The sequence below is a fragment of the Paraburkholderia caffeinilytica genome (genome assembly GCF_003368325.1).
In the GTDB taxonomy this organism is placed as follows: domain Bacteria; phylum Pseudomonadota; class Gammaproteobacteria; order Burkholderiales; family Burkholderiaceae; genus Paraburkholderia; species Paraburkholderia caffeinilytica.
On the sequence record NZ_CP031466.1, the window covers coordinates 1,493,576 to 1,511,344 of the forward strand.

At 63.3% G+C, this 17,769-nt stretch carries 13 protein-coding genes and 1 pseudogene; 4 read left to right on the plus strand and 10 right to left on the minus strand.

All coding sequences use genetic code 11. From position 1 onward, the window contains the following. Nucleotides 1-25 precede the first annotated feature (25 nt). The gene (locus DSC91_RS06705) at nucleotides 26-703 is read left to right on the plus strand and encodes a heavy metal response regulator transcription factor (RefSeq protein WP_115777403.1); all 678 of its coding nucleotides are present in this window, start codon (nucleotides 26-28) and stop codon (nucleotides 701-703) included. Next, nucleotides 703-2,148: a heavy metal sensor histidine kinase gene (locus DSC91_RS06710; RefSeq protein ID WP_115777404.1), complete on the plus strand. Its 1,446-nt coding sequence runs from the start codon at nucleotides 703-705 to the stop codon at nucleotides 2,146-2,148. Before DSC91_RS06705 ends, DSC91_RS06710 begins: the two co-directional genes overlap by 1 nt. Here DSC91_RS06710 and DSC91_RS06715 read toward each other — a convergent pair. From DSC91_RS06715 to DSC91_RS06725, 3 genes are read right to left on the minus strand one after another with little or no spacing between them, the layout of a single operon-like run. Then, nucleotides 2,129-3,688: an efflux transporter outer membrane subunit gene (locus tag DSC91_RS06715; RefSeq protein ID WP_373291866.1), complete on the minus strand. Its 1,560-nt coding sequence runs from the start codon at nucleotides 3,686-3,688 to the stop codon at nucleotides 2,129-2,131. The genes DSC91_RS06710 and DSC91_RS06715 overlap by 20 nt on opposite strands. A gap of 35 nt (nucleotides 3,689-3,723) precedes the next feature. After that, the gene (locus DSC91_RS06720) at nucleotides 3,724-5,079 is read right to left on the minus strand and encodes an efflux RND transporter periplasmic adaptor subunit (protein ID WP_115777406.1); all 1,356 of its coding nucleotides are present in this window, start codon (nucleotides 5,077-5,079) and stop codon (nucleotides 3,724-3,726) included. 19 nt (nucleotides 5,080-5,098) lie between these two features. After that, nucleotides 5,099-8,344: an efflux RND transporter permease subunit gene (locus DSC91_RS06725; RefSeq protein WP_115777407.1), complete on the minus strand. Its 3,246-nt coding sequence runs from the start codon at nucleotides 8,342-8,344 to the stop codon at nucleotides 5,099-5,101. A gap of 301 nt (nucleotides 8,345-8,645) precedes the next feature. On the opposite strand from DSC91_RS06725, the gene DSC91_RS06730 reads away from it, so the two are divergent. Then, complete coding sequence (locus DSC91_RS06730; RefSeq protein WP_115777408.1) at nucleotides 8,646-8,933, plus strand: DUF4148 domain-containing protein; 288 nt, start codon at nucleotides 8,646-8,648, stop codon at nucleotides 8,931-8,933. Between the two features lie 528 nt (nucleotides 8,934-9,461). Here the strand turns inward: DSC91_RS06730 and DSC91_RS06735 are convergent. The 7 genes and pseudogenes from DSC91_RS06735 to DSC91_RS06765 all read right to left on the minus strand — a co-directional run bounded on the left by DSC91_RS06735 (nucleotide 9,462) and on the right by DSC91_RS06765 (nucleotide 15,728). Continuing rightward, nucleotides 9,462-10,223, minus strand: a complete 762-nt coding sequence (locus tag DSC91_RS06735; RefSeq protein ID WP_115777409.1) for a hypothetical protein — start codon at nucleotides 10,221-10,223, stop codon at nucleotides 9,462-9,464. Between the two features lie 68 nt (nucleotides 10,224-10,291). After that, nucleotides 10,292-12,802: a TonB-dependent siderophore receptor gene (locus DSC91_RS06740; protein ID WP_115777410.1), complete on the minus strand. Its 2,511-nt coding sequence runs from the start codon at nucleotides 12,800-12,802 to the stop codon at nucleotides 10,292-10,294. Between the two features lie 115 nt (nucleotides 12,803-12,917). Beyond that, nucleotides 12,918-13,928 carry a FecR domain-containing protein gene (locus DSC91_RS06745; RefSeq protein WP_115777411.1) on the minus strand — a complete coding sequence of 337 codons (1,011 nt, stop codon included), beginning with the start codon at nucleotides 13,926-13,928 and terminating at the stop codon, nucleotides 12,918-12,920. Nucleotides 13,929-13,939: 11 nt separating this feature from the next. Beyond that, entirely contained in the window at nucleotides 13,940-14,452 is a 513-nt protein-coding gene (locus tag DSC91_RS06750) for a sigma-70 family RNA polymerase sigma factor (protein WP_115777412.1), read from the minus strand. 117 nt (nucleotides 14,453-14,569) lie between these two features. Beyond that, nucleotides 14,570-14,758 (minus strand): annotated as a pseudogene (locus DSC91_RS06755) (chromate transporter); the annotation flags it as partial. Nucleotides 14,759-14,864: 106 nt separating this feature from the next. Next, nucleotides 14,865-15,323 (minus strand): YjjA family protein, encoded by a 459-nt coding sequence (locus DSC91_RS06760; RefSeq protein ID WP_115777413.1) that lies wholly within the window; start codon nucleotides 15,321-15,323, stop codon nucleotides 14,865-14,867. A gap of 138 nt (nucleotides 15,324-15,461) precedes the next feature. Then, nucleotides 15,462-15,728, minus strand: a complete 267-nt coding sequence (locus DSC91_RS06765; protein ID WP_115777414.1) for a flagellar transcriptional regulator FlhD — start codon at nucleotides 15,726-15,728, stop codon at nucleotides 15,462-15,464. Nucleotides 15,729-16,644: 916 nt separating this feature from the next. Here DSC91_RS06765 and DSC91_RS06770 point away from each other — a divergent pair. Further along, nucleotides 16,645-17,634 carry a GlxA family transcriptional regulator gene (locus DSC91_RS06770; protein ID WP_115777415.1) on the plus strand — a complete coding sequence of 330 codons (990 nt, stop codon included), beginning with the start codon at nucleotides 16,645-16,647 and terminating at the stop codon, nucleotides 17,632-17,634. The last annotated feature ends 135 nt before the right edge of the window (nucleotides 17,635-17,769 follow it).

The window sequence follows — 17,769 nt, forward strand, 5'->3', positions numbered from 1 at the left end:
CGGTCAAGCACAGCGGAGCACTCCCATGCGAATCCTGGTGATCGAGGATGAGCTCAAAACAGCGGCTTATCTGAAGAAAGGCCTGGAGGAATCCGGCTACGCGGTCGACGTCGCGAACGACGGCCCACAAGGGCTGATCCTCGCGCAGGAAGAAGAATACGACGTGATCGTGCTCGACGTGATGCTGCCGGGCATGGACGGCTGGACCATCGTCAAGACCCTGCGCAGCACGCGTACCACGCCGGTGCTGTTCCTCACCGCCCGCGACGACGTCGACGACCGCGTGCGCGGCCTCGAACTCGGCGCGGACGATTACCTCGTCAAGCCCTTCGCCTTCGTCGAATTGCTGGCGCGGGTGCGCACGCTGGCGCGCCGCGGGCCGCCGCGCGAAAGCGAGCTGATCAAGGTGGGCGATCTGGAAATGGACGTCAATCGCCGGCGCGTGAAACGCGGCGGCACGCGTATCGACCTCACGCCGCGCGAGTTTTCGCTGCTGCAGTTGCTGGCGCGCCGCCAGGGCGAGGTGCTGAGCCGCACGCAGATTGCGTCGTATGTGTGGGACATGAATTTCGACAGCGATACCAATGTCGTCGAAGTCGCGATCCGCCGGTTGCGCACCAAGATCGACGATAACTTTCCCGTCAAGCTGATTCATACGGTGCGCGGCGTCGGCTATGTGCTCGAACTGAAGGACACGGCCTGATGCGCGGCCGTTCGCTCGCCGCGACGCTCGCGCTTGCCTTCGGTGTCACCACGCTCGCGGTTTTCGTGCTCGTTGGAAGTTTTCTGTACCTGGCGCTGGACAAGCAGATCAAGGCGCAGGACGACCTCGACATCGTGCTTGCAGCACGCCATGCGCGGCGGCTCGCGGAGGAGCTGGATACCTCGAAAGGCATTCGCGAGCACAGCGACCGGTTGAGCAGCATCGTGCTGGGCAATGAAGCGATGTCGATGGAGGTGTTCGGTCCCGATGGGCGTATGGCGATCGAACACAACGCCGGGGAGACCGCCGAAGCCGGCGGCGTCGAGACGATCGCCGCGCTGCCGGCGCTCACGCGCATTGCCGCTGCGGCGCGCATCACCGATGCGGATATCGGCAACTGGACCGGCCGCAACGGCGCACCGATTCGCGGCATCCTGGCGGACGCGCGGCTGCACGACGGCGACACGGCGACCGTGCTGATCGCGCGCAACATGAGCGACCGCTGGCGGCTGCTCGACCGCTATCGCGACAAGCTGCATCTGGCGGGTGCAGCCGGTGTGATGCTGGCGATGCTGCTGAGTTATCTGCTGATTCGCGCCGCCTTGCGGCCGTTGCGCGATATCGCGGCGAGTGCGGGCCGCGTCACGGTCAATCGCCTGAATACGCGGATCGCGGTGGCGCGCGTGCCGAGCGAACTTGAGGCACTGGTGAGCGCGCTCAATGCGATGCTCGAACGTGTCGATCACGGCTTTCAGCGCCTGTCGCGTTTCACGGCCGACCTTGCGCACGATCTGCGCACGCCGCTTGCCAACATGCGCGGCGCCGCCGAAGTCGCGCTTGCCCGGCCACGCTCGATCGACGAATATGAATCGCTGCTCGCATCGAATCTGGAGGAATGCGACCGGCTCTCGCGAATGATCGAAAACGTGCTGTTTCTTGCACGCGCAGAACATCCGCAATTCGTCAAACACATGCGCGAGTTCGATGCCGGGCTGGAACTGACGCGGATTGCCGAATACTTCGAGGGTATCGCCGACGATGCGAATGTCAGGGTGCAGGTCACCGGTGCAGCGACGCTGACGGCGGATCTCGAACTGTTTCGCCGCGCGGTCAGCAATCTGCTCGCCAACGCGATCCGCTACACGCCGAGTGGCGGCGAGATCGCGCTCGAAGTCCGCGCATCGGCGGAGGCGGTGCGCGTCACCGTGTCGAACCAGGGGCAGCCGATTGCCGCGGAGCACCTCGAACGGATCTTCGACCGTTTTTATCGTGTCGATCCGTCGCGCAGTTCCTTGCCTTCGTCCGGCCTGTCGCAAGGGTCCACAGGGTCGACGGGGCTTGGGCTTGCCATCGTCCGCACGATCATGGAGTTGCATGGCGGCACGGTGCATGCGGAGAGCGACGCGCAGAGCACGCGGTTCGTGCTTATGTTCCGGCGGGTTTAGGGGGGGCCTGAACGGCCGAAGCGGTAGCGAGCGTGGCGTCAGTTTGAACAGCGGATGGGGTGACAGGCCCAGCCGCGCTCGCCGCGGCTGCCACATCCGTCGTCGCCGCACCATCACCTTGTCCATGCCACGTCCCGCCCAGCGCCTTCAACAACAACACGCTCGACTCCAACTGCCGCGCCGCAATCTGATCCGCGGTGCGTTGGTTCGTCAGCGCGATCGTCTGCGCCGTCACCACGTCGAGGTAACTGACCGCGCCGGCGTTGAAGCGGTTTGTCGTGAGACGTAGCGACAGATCCGCCGCCGTCGTCGCGCGCTGCTGGCTGGCGGCTTCGTCGGCGAGCGAATGCAGGGCGGACAGATTGTCTTCGACCTGCTGGAAGGCCACCAGCACCGATTGCCGGTAATCGGCAACCGCGCCGTCATACTGCGCCGTCGCGCCGTGCAGGCTGGCCGTGCGCTTGCCGCCGTCGAACAGCGTGCCGACCAGTTGCGGGCCGAGCGACCAGAACAAACTCGGCGCGCTGAGCCACGGCGCGAAGAAGGTGCTTTCCAGCCCCGCGCTCGCCGACAGCACCAGATCGGGGAAGAAGGCTGCGTGCGCCACGCCGATCTGCGCATTCGCCGATGCCACGCGCCGTTCAGCCGCCGCGATGTCGGGACGCCGTTCGAGCAGTTGCGACGGCACGCCAATGGGAATCGCTGGCGGCGTCGCAGCCGAGCCGTTCGGCGGCAGCGTGAAGGTCGAGGCCGGCTCGCCGATCAGCGTGGCAATCGCATGCTGCATCTGCGCGCGCGTCACGTCGATGTCAGTGTCCTGCGTGCGCGTCGCTTCGAGCTGGGTGGTGGCCTGAGCGACCGCCGAGGCGTCGATCGCGCCGTCCTTCAGTTGTTGCTGCAGCAGCTTCAAGGCGGCGGCGTAGGCGGTCACACTGTCGTCGAGCAGCTTCTTTTGCGTGTCGAGCGAGCGCAGGGCGAAATAGTCGACGGCCAGATCGGCGCTCATCGACAGGCGCACGGCTTCGAGATCCGCTTCGCTTGCCTCAGTATCGGCCTTCGCACCGGTCACGCTATCGCGCACGCGGCCGAACAGATCCGGCTCCCAGCTCGCCGATACGCCGGCCGAATAGTCCGGCACGGTCTTGCCCGCGAGCGACTTGCCTTCGACGTTCTGCGACGTCCGCGAGCGATTCTGCGCAGCGCCGGCCGTGATGGTCGGGAAAAATCCGGCGCGCTGATAGTCCACCATCGAGCGCGCCTGCTGAACCTGCGCGACTGCTTTACGCACACTCTGGTTCGAGACGTCGACGCGCGCTTCGAGCTGGTTCAGCACGGGATCGTTGAAGATCGTCCACCAGGGGCCGCGCGGCGCCGTGTCGGCGGGGGCGGCCTGGGTCCAGCCGGGCGCCGCGCCCGCGTACTGCGCGGGGATCTCGGCGGTGGGGCGCTGGTACGGCGGCAAAGTCGAACAGGCGCTCAGCAGTGCGCCGATCATCGTCGCGGCAAGCGAGCGGCGCAGCAACGGGCGTGAAAGAGGCATGGAGAACATCGGCAACTCCTTTCGATGACGGCCGCTCAGCCGTGCGCAGCCGGCGCGATCTGCACGGCCTGGCCGGTGCTCAGCGAATCGCCGGGGTTGTCGATCACGCGGTCGGTGGCCGCGAGGCCCGTGGTGATTTCCACATGCGTGCCGAAGTCGCGGCCGATGTGCACTGTCTTGAGCGCCGCATGGCCATTGCCGTCGACCACGGCGACCGTCACGCCATCCGGACGAAACAGCAGCGCGCTGACAGGCAGATCGAGCGCCGGCGTGGTCGACTGCAACTGCAGATGCACCTGCGCGTAAGCGCCTGGCATCAGTGCGCCATCCTTGTTGTCGACGTCGATCTCGACGCGCAAGGTGCGGCTCGATGGATCGATCGAGCCGGTCGTGCGCGCTACCTTTGCGGCGATGTGCCGCCCGGGATATTGCTGTGCGGTCAGATACACGCCGGTGTCGGGCGTGACGTAGGGCGCGTCGTTCTGCGGCACGTCCACGAACACGCGCAGCACGCCGGTCTGCTGGATATGAAACAGCTCGCCCGACATGCCTGCCGCGCCAGGCGTGCCGCCCGCCGTCACGAGTGCGCCGACGTCGACGTTGCGCGCGGTGATGACGCCGTCGAACGGCGCGGTGATCTTCTCGTACGACACCAGCTCGGCGAGATGCGCGACGTTGGCCTGCGCCGACGCCAGCATCGCGCGACGCGCCTCCATGTCGCTGACTTTGGTATCCGCATCCTGCTGCGCGACCGATTGGGTTTTCAGCATCTCCTGCCAGCGCTGCGCGGTGGTCCTCGCAAAGTCGAAGTTGGTCTGGGCGGTGGCTTCGTCGGCGCGGGCCTGGCGCAGTTGTGCGTCGAGATCGGGCGCGTCGATGGTGGCGAGCGTCTGGCCGCTTTTCACCTGCGCGCCGATGTCGGTGTTCCAGTGCGCGAGATAGCCGCTGGTGCGCGCATAGATCGATGCTTCGGCGAACGGTGTCACCGCGCCTGGCAGCAGCAGTTCGTGGACAGCCGGCGCGGGGCGGGGCGTGACCACGGAAACACTGAGCACGCTTTGGGCTTGCGTCTGTTGCGTCAACGCGGCGCTTGCATGCAGACGCGGCACGATGCCGACAATCAGCAACGCCGCGGCGAGGCCGGCCAATGCGAACGGCCACGCGTGGCGGCGCCGATTCGAGCTTGTGCTCAGGTCGGCTGAGCGTGCGGTTCCGGCAGCGTCGGCGTGCGAGTATTCCTTGTCGCGCGCGGACTGAGCGGTTTCAGCGGCATGCGCAGTGCTGGCGGAGCGTACCGCTTCGTCGACCTTGGCAGCCTCTGCGGCTCGATCAGTATCAACAGCCGGTTCAGACCTGTCGCCGAGGTCCGGCGGAAGTGATGGATTGTTCATGAGCTAGTTCTCGTCGGAGTCAAAGTGTGCGGGCGGGAACGCGGGATTCCTGTTGCTCGGCGCGAGTCGCGCGGCGTTTGTCGAGCCACGCATGCACCATGCCGTAGACGACCGGAACGAACAGCAAGGTGGACACCGTGCCGAGCGCCAGGCCGCCGATCACCGCGCGGCCGAGCGGCGCGTTCTGTTCGCCGCCGTCGCCGAGACCGAGCGCCATCGGCAGCATGCCGATCAGCATCGCGAGCGCGGTCATCAGCACCGGACGGAAACGGCTGAATCCGGCTTCGAGCGCGGCCTGCAGCGGCGGCTTGCCGCCGTGATGGAATTCACGCGCGGTGTTGATCACGAGAATGCTGTTGGCAGTGGCGATACCGATGCACAGAATGGTGCCGGTCAGCGCCGGCACGCTCAGGCTCGTGCCGGTGCTGAACAACATCCACGCGATGCCCGCCAGCGAACCCGGCAGGCCGCTGATGATGATGAGCGGATCGAGCCACGACTGAAAATTGACGACCATCAGCAGATAGACGAGGGCGATCGCGAACACGAGACCGCTTGCGAGGCCGCTGAACGAGTCGTGCATCGCCTGCACCTGGCCGCGCACCACGATCGACGCGCCCGGCGGCAATTGCGGCCGGATCTGATCGACGAGGCGGGTCACGTCGGTTGCCACGCCACCGAGATCGCGCCCTTGGGCCGACGCGAAAATATCGAGCACCGGCTGCACGTTGTAGTGCGAGACGACGGCTTGCTGGGTGGCGCGTGTCAGCGTACTCATCGCACCGAGCAGGTTCTGCGGAGCGGGGCCGGCGCCGTTGGCCGTTGCGGACGCCGTCACTGCCCCTGTACCGGCGGCGCCGCTCTGCGCGACCGGAATATTGGCCAGCGCCTGCAGTGAGTTGATGTCGTACTGCGGCATCATCGCCATGAGCGGATAGCTGACGCCGTTGTGCGGATCGAGCCAGAAGTTAGGCGTAGTCTGGGCGCTGCCGGAGAGCGCGATCAGCAGGTTCTGCGATACGTCCCGTTGCACCAGGCCGGCCTGAATCGCCCGCGTACGGTCGACATTCACGTTGATCGCGGGTTCGTCGCCCGGTTGCTGGATGCGCGCATCGACCAGACCGCGCACGCCGCGCAGTTGGGCGAGCAAGCGGTTCGCCACGACGCGATTGGCGTCGAGCTTGTTGCCGACGATCTGAATATCGATCGGCGCGGGCAGGCCGAAGTTGAGAATCTGGCTGACGATATCGGCGGGCAGGAAAGCAAACGTGACGCCGGGGAAATCCCTGGACAGCGTGGTGCGCAGCGTCGCGACATAGGCGGCCGTGGGCTTGTGCCCGGCTGCGAGCGTGATCATCACGTCGGCGTCTTCGGGGCCGATCGGGTCGGACGAATCGTAGGTCAGGTTGATGCCGCTCACCGGCACGCCGATGTTGTCGAGCATGGAAGCGAGCTCCTGCTTCGGAATCACGCTGCGCACACGGGCCTCGACTTCGTCGGTGAGGCGCGCGGTGTCCTCGATGCGCGTGCCGGTCGGCGCACGCAGATGCAGGCGGATCTCGCCGGTATCGACAGCGGGGAAGAAATCGCGGCCGGCAAATGGCACCAGGGCGAGCGAGCCGATGCACAGCAGCAGGAAGATCGCGATGAAACGGCGCGGGTGCGCGATCGCCGAGCCGAGCACGCTGCGATAGCGTTCACGCAACCTCTCGAAGCGATGTTCGAAGGCAGCCTGGAAACGGATCAGGCGCGCAATCGGGCCGTTGCCTGTGACCGGCGCGTTGCTGCGCGCCCGCATCAGATACATCGCGAGGGTCGGCACCAGCGTACGCGAGAAGAAATACGACGCGATCATCGCGAACACCACCGCTTCGGCGAGCGGCACGAACAGATAGCGCGCCACGCCGGAGAGCAGAAACATCGGCACGAACACGATGCAGATGGACAGCGTCGAGACGAAAGTCGGCACGGCGATTTCGCCCGAGCCGTTCAGAATCGCGTCGTGCAGCGGCTCGCCGTTCTCCAGATGGTGCGTGATGTTTTCGATCGCGACGGTGGCGTCGTCGACGAGAATCCCCACCGCGAGCGCGAGCCCGCCGAGCGTCATGATGTTGATGGTCTGGCCGAGCGCGGACAGTGCGATCAGCGACGTCAGCACCGCGAGCGGAATCGACACCGCGATGATCAGCGTGGCGCGCCAGCTGCCGAGAAACAGCAGGATCATCAGCGCGGTCAGGGCCGCGGCGATCACCGCCTCGCGCGCCACACCCACTACCGCCGACTTCACGAACACCGATTGATCGGACAGCGCGGTGATATGCAGCGCGCTCGGCAAACCGGCCGCGATATGCGGCAGCATCGCCTTGACCTGCTGGATGATGGTCAACGTGGACGTGCTGCCTGATTTTTCGATGGTGAGGAGCGCGGCGCGCTTGCCGTCGTTGCGCACGATGTTGGTTTGCGGCGCATAACCGTCGCGCACGTGGGCGACGTCGCGCACATACACCACGCCGCCGGCTACCGTTTTGATCGGCAGGTCGTTCAGCGCGGCCACCGTGTCGGTGCTGCCGTTCATCTGCACGTTGTATTCCTTTGTGCCGATTTTGGCGGTGCCGCCCGGCAAAATCAGGTTCTGCGCATTGACGGCGTTGACCACGTCGAGCGGGGCGAGGCCTTTGGCCTGCAGCGCGCGCGGATCGATATCGACCATGATCTGCCGCACCTTGCCGCCGAACGGCAGCGGCACCGAGGCGCCTTGCACCGTCGCCAGTTGTGTGCGGATCTGGCTGTTGCCGAGGTCGTAGAGCTGCTGTTCGGACAGCGTGTCGCTGGAAAGTCCGAGTTGCAGGATCGGCACCGTCGACGCGTTGTACGTGATGATGTTCGGCGGTAGCGTGCCAGGCGGCAGCACGCGCAGGATCGACGCGGAATTGGAGGCTGCCTCGGCAATCGCGCGATTGATGTCCGCGCCCGGGTGAAAGAAGATCTTCACCACCGAAACGCCGTTCAGCGATTGGGACTCGATATGCTCGATATCGTCGACGTCGGAGGTCAGTGCGCGCTCGTAGTTCGACGTGATGCGGTTGGCCATGTCCTGGGCGGAAAAGCCGTTATACGTCCAGACGATGCTGACTACCGGGATATCGATGTTCGGGAAGATATCGGTCGGCGTGCGCAGTATCGCGAGGGGGCCGACGATAAAAATCAACACCGCGAGGACCACGAATGTATAGGGGCGGCGCAGCGCGAGCTTGACGATCCACATGGCGGTTTCCTGAAAAGAGGCAGAGAGAGGCGCGCGGTTTTCGGTGCGCCTCGCGGCATGGGGCGGCGCGGGACGCGGGCTTCTTCGTGAGTCAGGAGTGTGGGGTTGGGGCGCTTACCTGTTGTGGTCGGGTGGATTACCGTTCTGTTATCTTGAGGTTCTGTTTATCGGCGATGTGCAGATAACGAAACGGTAATCTGCGGGTCAGGGCTCCGACAGCTGAAATGACAAGAATGGGAAGCGTGGTTCAGGTTCAGGCCACTCATTTCTTGCACTTCTTGCACATCATCGGAGAGACATCATGAAACTGCTTACCGCTATTGCCGTTGCTGCCCTCAGCCTGCCGTTCGGCGCGAATGCCTTTGCTCAATCCAATCCGTCAGGGTTGACGCGCGCTGAAGTTATGGCGCAGTTGCAGCAGGCTCAGGCTGAAGGGCTCGTGCCGGTGCGGAGTAACGACTATCCGCCTTCGGATGCGGAGATCGCCCGGAATCGGGAGATTTATGCTATTCAGCATGGGGTGGGTGACGCTGGCGCTGTGAAGACTGCTGGGGCGGCTGTGGGGCAGGGTGGGGTGGGTTCTAATTGATGGGTTGTCGGGACGCCTGCGCGTGTTGGGGTTTTCTTGGTCTGTTTGTTTTTCTGTTTGTTTTTCTGTTTGGTTTGTGTGCGCGCGGTGTTGGCTTTTCCTTGTTTTGGTAGTGGTCTATTAGCGTCGCCCCTGTGCGGGGCAGGCACCTACTTTTCTTTGCCTGCCGCAAAGAAAAGTAGGCAAAAGAAAGCGGCTCAAACCGCTAATGCTAAGCGGGCACCGTAGCTCGCACACGGTAGTGGTGCATCTGGAATCCGTGCTCGCGCCCCTGCCTGCGCTAGTGACAAGGGCGTCATTCTTCCGGCGGCGCTGCGCGCGCCGAAGCGTGCTTCATAACACCGATCGCTGCGTTTTCGTGTTCGCTTTTATCCAACGCGGTGATCTGTGTTGTGTTGCCCTTGGCCGGTTGGGCATTGCCGAATTGTTCGAGTGCGCTTGAGCGCGCACTCGCTGGTGTGACCTCGCCGTGCGTTGCGGGTGCCGTCTTTTTTGCCGCGCTCAGTTATGTCACGCAGGTAACGTGCGCTAACTCAAACCCACTGCCCAGTCCACCGCTGCGTCGAACAGGCTGTTTCCCGCCGGCGACAGGTTGGCGAATGTGTCGTTGTTCAGGAAAAGCATCACGCGACGGGCCGGGGCCAGCGACTCGTAGTCCATCGTCGCACCCTTCTCATACGCGAAGATCGCCGCCTTTTCCGGTTGGCCGTACAACGTTGCAATGGTTGTCGCGCCCAAGCCGGGTTTGCCCCAGCTCATCGGGGCCTGTTTGACGTATACGTTCGCGACGCCTGCCGGTAAGCCGGCTGCGATCGGGTGCGGGGCGTTGACCAGCCACAAGTAACGCTCTTTCTCCGCTTCGCCAAAATCGACGTCGTGACGCTTGCCCGTCATCGCGAAGTCGTCGAGTAAATCGTTCTCCCACGTCAACAACGGTTTGGCCAGATAGCGCCAGCCACCCGCCACCTGTTTCGATGAGACCGTCGATGAAATGACGACCAGCTCCGCATCGCCAACTGCCTCGGGCGGTTGCGCCTGGTCCAGCATGCGCACGCTGTAGCCGCGTGCGTCCAGGCGTGCCGCGATCTTCTGGTCGACGGCCAGGTTCGGGCCGTTCAGTTGCACGATCATCACGATTTTTTTGCCCGTGCGTGATCCGCTCGATGCCGCGTGCGCGGCCGGTGTCGCGACGGCGAGCAAGGCTCCGAGGCCCGCTGCCGCCGTGAGAAAGGTACGGCGTTTGTGTGCGGGCGCTGAGCCCTGTTCAGGGCGGCGATTCAGACGTTTCATGATGATTCCAGTCTCGTGTTGATCAGGTAGAAGCGTGTATTGCGTGCGAGGTGCGAGGTCGGTACGGCCTAGAACTCGAGTGTCGACAGCAGGGAGACCTGGCGTGCGTCGCCGACCGATACGAAGTACTTGTTCACGCTCGACGGGTAGTAAGTCTTGTTGAACAGGTTCTTCACGTTGAGCTGGAACGACAGATGCCGATTGCCGAGTTTGGTCTCGTACGTGGCGAAGGCGTCGGCGACGGTGTAGGCCGGTAGCGTAAAGCTGTTGGCCGAATCGCCCGGGCGCGTGCCGACGTAATGCGCGCCGGCGCCGATGCGCAACTGGTCGCCGCCGAAGATCGCGCCGAAGTCGTATACGGCCGCAAGCGATGCCGTGTTCTGCGGGGCATTCCACAGGCGCTTGCCGGCGTAAAGCGGGTCCTCGGTGGTCTTCGCGTCGATGTATGCGTAGCTCGCGATCACGCTCCAGTGCTGGCCGATCTGGCCGGCTACGTCGAGTTCCACGCCGCGCGAACGCGCCTTGCCGGCGGTGCGCCAGTCAGTCTGTTTAGTGGTGTCGTTGTACTGCTGCACCAGCACGTTTTTCTTGTCGATATTGAACAGCGCCAGCGTGCCGCTCAGGCCGTTGGGCATCGCCACCTTGGCGCCGAGCTCCCATGAAGTGGCTTCCTCAGGCTGCACCGATGAATCGATCACCACGCCCGAAGACAGCGGGGCGATCGTCGAGGTCGGCTTGAGCGACTGTGTGTAGCTGCCGTATAGCGATACCGTGTCGGTCCATTTGTAAACCACGCCCGCACGCGGCAGCCATTTGGTGCCGTTGATGTCGGTGTTGACGACAAATGGCCGGCCCTTTCCCGCGATCTGGTTGTAGCTCAGAAAACGCGCGCCGCCGATCAGGATCCACTTGTCCGTGAGGTGCAAACTGTCCTGGAAGAAAAGCGACCGGTCGTGCAGCGTGTCGGTCTGATCGCTGTCGCTCGCCGACACAGTCGTCGATGGGCTCTCCAGACCGTAGACCGGGTGGAAATAGTTGAACGGATATTTCGTAGCCTGGCGCAGCAGGTCCTTGCGATAGATGCGGCGGTACTCGTCGTCGACGCCGACCTGCAGATCGTTGCGCAATCCGGCAATGTCGAAATGACCGTCCACGTAGGCAATCGCGTAACTGTCCGTGCTGAGCGCGCCATGCGTGGCGTCGTTACTGCGCGACACGGCACCGGTCGTGCTGTTGATGCCTTGCACGCGTAACTGGCCCGCGTCATAGGTCTCGCGGTTGTAGCTGTAGCCGAAGTGCGCCTTCCAGTTGGCGTTGATCTGATGGTCGATGCTGATCTGCGCAAGATTCGATTCGCCGTCCATTTCGTTGAACGGTTCGTCGAGACGTTCACGGCTCGAGATGGCGAGCGGCTTGTTGGTCTTCGGGTCGAGCGCGGTGCCGCGGTCGAATGGATAGAGAAACTTGCGGTATTCGTACGAGGCCACCACCTGCGTGTCGCGTCCGTACCAGGCGAGGGAGGGCGCCACGAGCGTCTCGCGATGTTCGCCGAAATTACGCCAGTATTGCTCGTCGGTCTGATCGACAACCAGCCGGTAGGCGAGGCGGGAGTCGCCGATCGGCCCGGTCGTATCGAGCGTCGCGCCGGCGCCATTGCGGCCGTGTCCGTAGGTTGAGCCGAGCACCGAGATCGCGTGATAGGAGTGGAGCAAGGGTTGCTTGCTTACCACGTTGACGACGCCGCCCGGGTCCATGATCCCGTATAGCAGCGAAGTCGGACCTTTGAGGACTTCGACGCTGTCGGCGGCGGCGTTCAGCGCGCGCCCCTGCACGAGCGGCATGCCGTTGTGCATGATCGAGCCGTCGCGATTGCCGCCGAAGCCGCGCTTGAGCAAGGTGTCCTGCGTGCCGGCCAGCGTATTGCCTTGCACGACGCCGCTCACGTTCGCGAGCGCGTCGTCCAGATTGCGCGGACGTTGGTCGCGCAATACCTGGGCCGGCACGATGTTGACGGCCTGGGCCGTGTCGAGCACCGGCGTATCCGAACGGGTCACGACTGCGTCGACAGGTGGCCGGTAGCTGCCGGCTTTCACCGTCGACGAGCTGACGGTCACGGCGGGAAGGGTGGCGCCGGGCGCGTCGCTGTTGTCGGCCGACGGCTCGGCGCGCTGCACGAGCGTATAGCTGCCATTGGACTGTTGCACCGCGCCGAGCCCCGTGCCGCGCAGGATTCGATCGAAGCCTTGCTGCACGTCGTAATCGCCGCGCAGGCCTTCACTCTTGCGCCCGTCCGTCAGCGCCGGCGGAAACGACAGCAGCAAGCGGCTCTCGCGTCCGAAGCGATTGAGCACGGCTTCGAGCGGGCCTGCCGGAATGTCGTAACTTTTACGCGGCGACGCCTCCGCCGTGGATGGCGCATCGGCTGCCAGCGCGACGTTGAACGGCAGTCCCGCCGAGATCAGCGCGGCCGTTGCAAGATGCCGCGCGAAGTGTGCCGGCTGTCGCGCGCGCAAAGCGCCACGACTGTCACGACTGCCGCAGATGCCGTTGCCGGCGCCGGTTTTTCGATGCTGTCCCATGTTCAAAGCTCGCAGGAAGGTAGACGATGTGTTGCTCTCATCTCCCTTGTCACGCGAGATTCGAAAACAGCTCACAACAGATGAAAAAATTTTCGGCGCCGGCAGCGCGCCGGTTTCAAGAGCGGGCCGCGCGCACGGTGCCCCAATAGCGCGTGATGAATGCGACCTCGACCGGCAAGGTTCTCGCCACGGTATCCAGCACGCGGTCGGTGTCGGTGAGCGGGAAGGTGCCCGAGAGCCGCAAACCGGCCACGGAGGGATCGCAGCTCAGATGTCCGGCACGATAGCGGTCGAGCTCGTTCACGAAATCGCCGAGCCGCATGCCGCTCGCGACGATCAGGCCATCCGTCCATGCCGCGTCGTCCTCGCTGATCGGCTCGACCGCGCTGACGTCGTCGCGCGTGAAGCGGGCGCGTTGGCCGGCATGGATGACCGGCGCGAGACCGGGTGCATCGAATGGGCTGATCCGCACCGCGCCTTCGAACACATCGAGGCGGCAGAGCACGCCCTGTTGTCTGACGGCGAAGCGCGTGCCCAAGGGCTGCAAGCCGCCTTGCGCGGTCTCGACGACGAACGGCCGCTGCTCACGGTCGCCGTGACCGGTCGCGATCATGATTTCGCCTTTGATCAGGCGTACGCGGCGCTCGGTGCTGTCGAAACGGATATCGACCGCGCTGTCGGTGTTCAGCGTCAGGCGAGTGCCGTCGGCAAGTGTCAGGGTGCGGCGCTCGCCGAGTGCGGTGCGCGCATCCGCGCTCCATGCGCGCCACGGCACGTGTTCACCGGCGATCCACGTCGCGCCGCCGGTGAACAGCAGGGTCGCGAGCACTTTGACGCTCGCGCGGCGCTTCGCCGAGCCGGGGCGCGTCAGCGCGGCGCGCAGGGCTGATGCGCCGCCGGTGCCCGCGCCTGCGTTACCCGGGGTGGCGTCGGCGAGGCTTCTGAAGCGGCTGCTGACGCTGCAGATGTGTTGCCATGCGCGCTCATGGTCGGGATGCTCGGCGCACCAGCGTGCCAGGGCGAGTTGCTGCGCGCGCGTGATGTCGCCGGATTGAAATTCCATCCACCACTCCACGGCGCGCAGCGCGATGTGTTGCGGAATATCGGGTCTCGCGCTCGCGTTCATCCGTCGATCCGTCAAGCCGCGTCGAGTGCAAAGAAACACTGCGCGCCGGCGCGCATCAGATGGCGTTTCACGGTCGAGATGGACAGCTTCAGTTGAGCGGCAATCTCGGCATGGCTCAAGCCGTCGAGCTGGGCCAGCAGGAACGCACGCTTCACGGCCACCGGCAGCCGTTCCAGCAAACTGTCGATTTCGCACAGCGCCTCAAGGAGCAGCGCACGGTCTTCAGGCGAGGGCGCGAACCGCTCGGGGACGAGCGCCAATGCTTCCAGGTAAGCGCGCTCGATCTGCTCGCGACGCCAGTAGTTGGCGATCACGCGTTGTGCGACTGTCGTCAGGAACGCACGCGGTTCTTCCAGGGCGAGTGGTTCATCGCGGGCGAGCAGACGCACGAATGTGTCGTGCGCAAGGTCGGCGGCGCGATGCGCGCAGCCGAGCTTCTTGCGCAGCCATGCGTGCAGCCAGCCGTGATGAGTGCTGTAGAGCGCCTGCATCTCGTGATGCAGGGCTGATTCGTTTGCCGCCATGGCCTGCCGGGCGCGCCGGATCGAGAGATGCGACGCCTTTGTAAATGAGAATGATTCGCATCATAGCATGACAAAATGTAAGGAGGGAATGAGCACGTGCCGACGCCAGGACAGGTTGCCTCGAAACCGGCCGATCGCGATGCCGACCTGGCTGCTGCCGGTGCCCGGCAGAAATGGGCACAGCGCGAGCAGGTTGCGGAACGTGTGCTCGTCGAGCCAGCGCCGCCGCTTGACGCACTCGTCGCGGAAGTAACCGACATTGGCGGCAGGGCCGCCGAACGAGGTCAGGCCGAGCCGTAGAAAAATGCAGAACCCGGACGATGTATCGAACGCTCAACCGGACGCAATCGAATCCATGTCCGCGACTCAACGCGGCGCCTCTGCCACTCATTACGCATTGCTTCACACCCGCTCACAGCAACGATTTCCCTTGGGCGAGAATCTTGTCGCAGACCTGCTTGGTGATCTGTTCCTTGAGGCCGCCGCCGCTCAGATCCAGTTGCTTGCCGTTGCTGCCGGTCAGGATGCCCTTGGCGCCATCGGCATAGCCGCTGTCAGACGAGGCCGAACTGGAACCGCCCGGGAGCTTGCTCATCAGCGAGTCCTTGACCGACGACGCGCTGTTGCCGCTGAGATAGTTGTTCTTGATGCAGAACTCCAGCACGCCCGCGACATTGCCGGTGCTGCCGGAAGTCAATGACTGGCCTGACAAGGCGCTGCCCATGCCGCCGAGGCTCCCGAGTCCGCCGGACGACTCGCCCCCCGAACCCTGGTTGAGCAGGTTGCCGAGCTGCGCCTGGACGGCCGGGACAGGCAGCAAGACGGCGATCAGAACCCCTGCAGTTGCGATGCGATACGTGCGCGCGTTCATACTCGAACTCCTTCTGCCGGCTGGAAGTCCTCTCTACTATAGTGCCTTCCAGTCAGACGACAGATGGGGTTGCCACGTTAAATATTGTCGTGGGTGCGTGGCGTGCGGGCGTTGCGCGCAGGGTGCGGCCGCCAGGTATCACGCCCGGCCGGGCGCTGCGTCGACTCGGAATTGACAGATCACGTCCGCGCTATCGGCGAGCATTTCGATCTCGGCCGCTGTCAATGAAGAGATCCGCGTTGCCATCGAATCGGTTAGTCCGAGCGCGCGTTTTGCCTGCCCCCGGTCTTCTCCAAGCATCCGTTGCGCGAGCAGGAGGTACGACTGGTTGAATGCGGCAATCGCCTGCAGGCTGTCTGGCGCTGTCACGTTAAATTGTTCACGACGCAATAGTGGTGAGGACATACGCTTGCTCAGTAGACGGACGGAATCTGGGTGGCTTCCGTGAAACGATGCTAGGCCATCACGCGATCTTGATCGGCGATCCCAGCAACGTGACGGTGCCGCTCTAACGCATCGTTGACCCTATGGTAGGGAATCGAATCTGGTGGCTCAAGAAAAAAGCCTGCCGCCCGAGAGGCGGCAGGTGAAATCGAGGGGCGGGGTTGCCTCAGGGAGGCCCCCCTCGAAAGACCGAAGCAGAGTTTATTCGGTCGGAGCAGACGGCGGATGTGCGTGGCGGATTGAGTCAAACTGTTGACGGAATGGGACACGAAAAGGCGTCGTTCGGGCAGGAACGACGCAAACGCCTCGTACAGACCACGGCCGCATGGGCCGCCCATCGGCATGGTTGCCGACTGGGAAGTAACGTGTGACGGCCGCGACATGTGAGCTCGGGACAGGGCGTCCTGTCAATCCGGCTCGGGCTGTATCGACGGGACTCCATGACTGATTGGCGACGATCGGCACGTCAGGAGCGTACGGAAACTGTGCCACGCTGGCTGTAAGCGGTAGCCGGTCTGCGAAGACCAGATGTTCGTTCGATTCTAATTGATCCGTTTCAATTAGATATTACTTTGCATAGAGCAATGAACGTCCGCTTTTCCTGAAATGGAGCGCTCGAACAACGCTGCATATTAATGACGTGGTCATATATGCGTATCAAATTGCCAATGCAAAATATAAATATGGATTTTGAATAAATAGCTTGTTGTTACGCGTAAAGTTGTATTCCGCCTAAAAGGATTGATCGGATCCGCCAACATGTTGGTCGATTCGGCCATAAAAATACGTCGCCGACCGTCCTTATGTACGATCAGCTCAGACAATTAATCCGGCTCGACGCAAGCCGGAACGGGCAACCAATTTCCGGGAAAATCTGATGGAGTGTTCTTCAGTCGCATACCGCAACAGCACGATGGCACCTCGCGTATTGCCGGCGGCCGGCACCGTGAAGCGTATCGGTGTAATTCTGTTTAGTGGCTTTGCCCTTCCAGAGGCCGCTGCGATTGCGGAGGTATTCCAGTCGGCGAATGCGTTCACAGAGGGCGAGCAGTATGGGGGGACACGTTACGACGTCAGTTTGTTGTCGGCGGCCGGGGGCAGGATCGTGAGTTCTTCATCGGTGTTTGTCTGGACCGAGGGCATCGAGGCACAGCGCGACTCAGAGCGCTTTCACGCCTTGTTTATTGCGGGAGGCGGAGGCGCGATCGATGCATTACGCGACGAACATCTGATTGCGTGGCTTCGTCGGGCGCATCGGCGTGGAGAGCTGGTATTCCCGATCGGTGAAGGACGGGCGCTGCTCGACGTCGCCGGGTTCGGGCAAACCACGGGTATCAGGCGCTACGGCGAACGCACGGGTGAAATCGCGCAGACCGGCGCTGGTAAAGGCTCTGCGAGCACTTCCCTGAGCCCCTTCCAAACCGCCGTTGCGGTGGTTGAGGAAGATTTCGGAGCCGAAGTTGCGCGTCAGATCGCTGACTGGGTCGCGCCATCCACAAATACCCGGTTTACGGCGATTGTGCGCAAGAATGCTTCGGTTGGCGTGAGCGAGAAAATCAAGGCGTCGGCAAAATGGCTTGAAACAAACGGACACCGGCCTATCTCGATCGACGACGCAGCGCAGATCGCCGGCATGAGCGAGCGCAATTTCCTCCGGCGTTTCAAGGTCGAAATGGGTGTGACGCCGTCTGATTACTTGCTGTATGTGCGGCTTGATATGAGCTGTCGCCTGCTTGTCGAAACTGACCTGCCAGTCGACAAGGTGGCACGCCATTGTGGCATTGGGTGTGGCGGTCGGCTGGCGAAACTCTTCCGCAAGCATTTAACGACAACACCCACTGAGTATCGTATGGGCAAACGGGGCTGAATGGAAAATGACGCTTCCGTCCACCTCGAAGCCGCTAATTTCACCATGTCAGAAGCTGCCCATGTTTTTTGGGGAGTGCAGTTATTTATCAGGCATCGGGATTTTTATTGCCGATAACGTCAGTCATTCGGGTTG

What these genes read in the sequence shown, in the direction of transcription:
- DSC91_RS06705 (WP_115777403.1), top strand. Translation starts at nt 26, where the DNA reads ATGCGAATCCTGGTGATCGAGGATGAGCTCAAAACAGCGGCTTATCTG.
- DSC91_RS06710 (WP_115777404.1), top strand. Translation starts at nt 703, where the DNA reads ATGCGCGGCCGTTCGCTCGCCGCGACGCTCGCGCTTGCCTTCGGTGTC.
- DSC91_RS06715 (WP_373291866.1), bottom strand. Translation starts at nt 3,688, where the DNA reads ATGCCTCTTTCACGCCCGTTGCTGCGCCGCTCGCTTGCCGCGACGATG.
- DSC91_RS06720 (WP_115777406.1), bottom strand. Translation starts at nt 5,079, where the DNA reads ATGAACAATCCATCACTTCCGCCGGACCTCGGCGACAGGTCTGAACCG.
- DSC91_RS06725 (WP_115777407.1), bottom strand. Translation starts at nt 8,344, where the DNA reads ATGTGGATCGTCAAGCTCGCGCTGCGCCGCCCCTATACATTCGTGGTC.
- DSC91_RS06730 (WP_115777408.1), top strand. Translation starts at nt 8,646, where the DNA reads ATGAAACTGCTTACCGCTATTGCCGTTGCTGCCCTCAGCCTGCCGTTC.
- DSC91_RS06735 (WP_115777409.1), bottom strand. Translation starts at nt 10,223, where the DNA reads ATGAAACGTCTGAATCGCCGCCCTGAACAGGGCTCAGCGCCCGCACAC.
- DSC91_RS06740 (WP_115777410.1), bottom strand. Translation starts at nt 12,802, where the DNA reads ATGGGACAGCATCGAAAAACCGGCGCCGGCAACGGCATCTGCGGCAGT.
- DSC91_RS06745 (WP_115777411.1), bottom strand. Translation starts at nt 13,928, where the DNA reads ATGAACGCGAGCGCGAGACCCGATATTCCGCAACACATCGCGCTGCGC.
- DSC91_RS06750 (WP_115777412.1), bottom strand. Translation starts at nt 14,452, where the DNA reads ATGGCGGCAAACGAATCAGCCCTGCATCACGAGATGCAGGCGCTCTAC.
- DSC91_RS06760 (WP_115777413.1), bottom strand. Translation starts at nt 15,323, where the DNA reads ATGAACGCGCGCACGTATCGCATCGCAACTGCAGGGGTTCTGATCGCC.
- DSC91_RS06765 (WP_115777414.1), bottom strand. Translation starts at nt 15,728, where the DNA reads ATGTCCTCACCACTATTGCGTCGTGAACAATTTAACGTGACAGCGCCA.
- DSC91_RS06770 (WP_115777415.1), top strand. Translation starts at nt 16,645, where the DNA reads ATGGAGTGTTCTTCAGTCGCATACCGCAACAGCACGATGGCACCTCGC.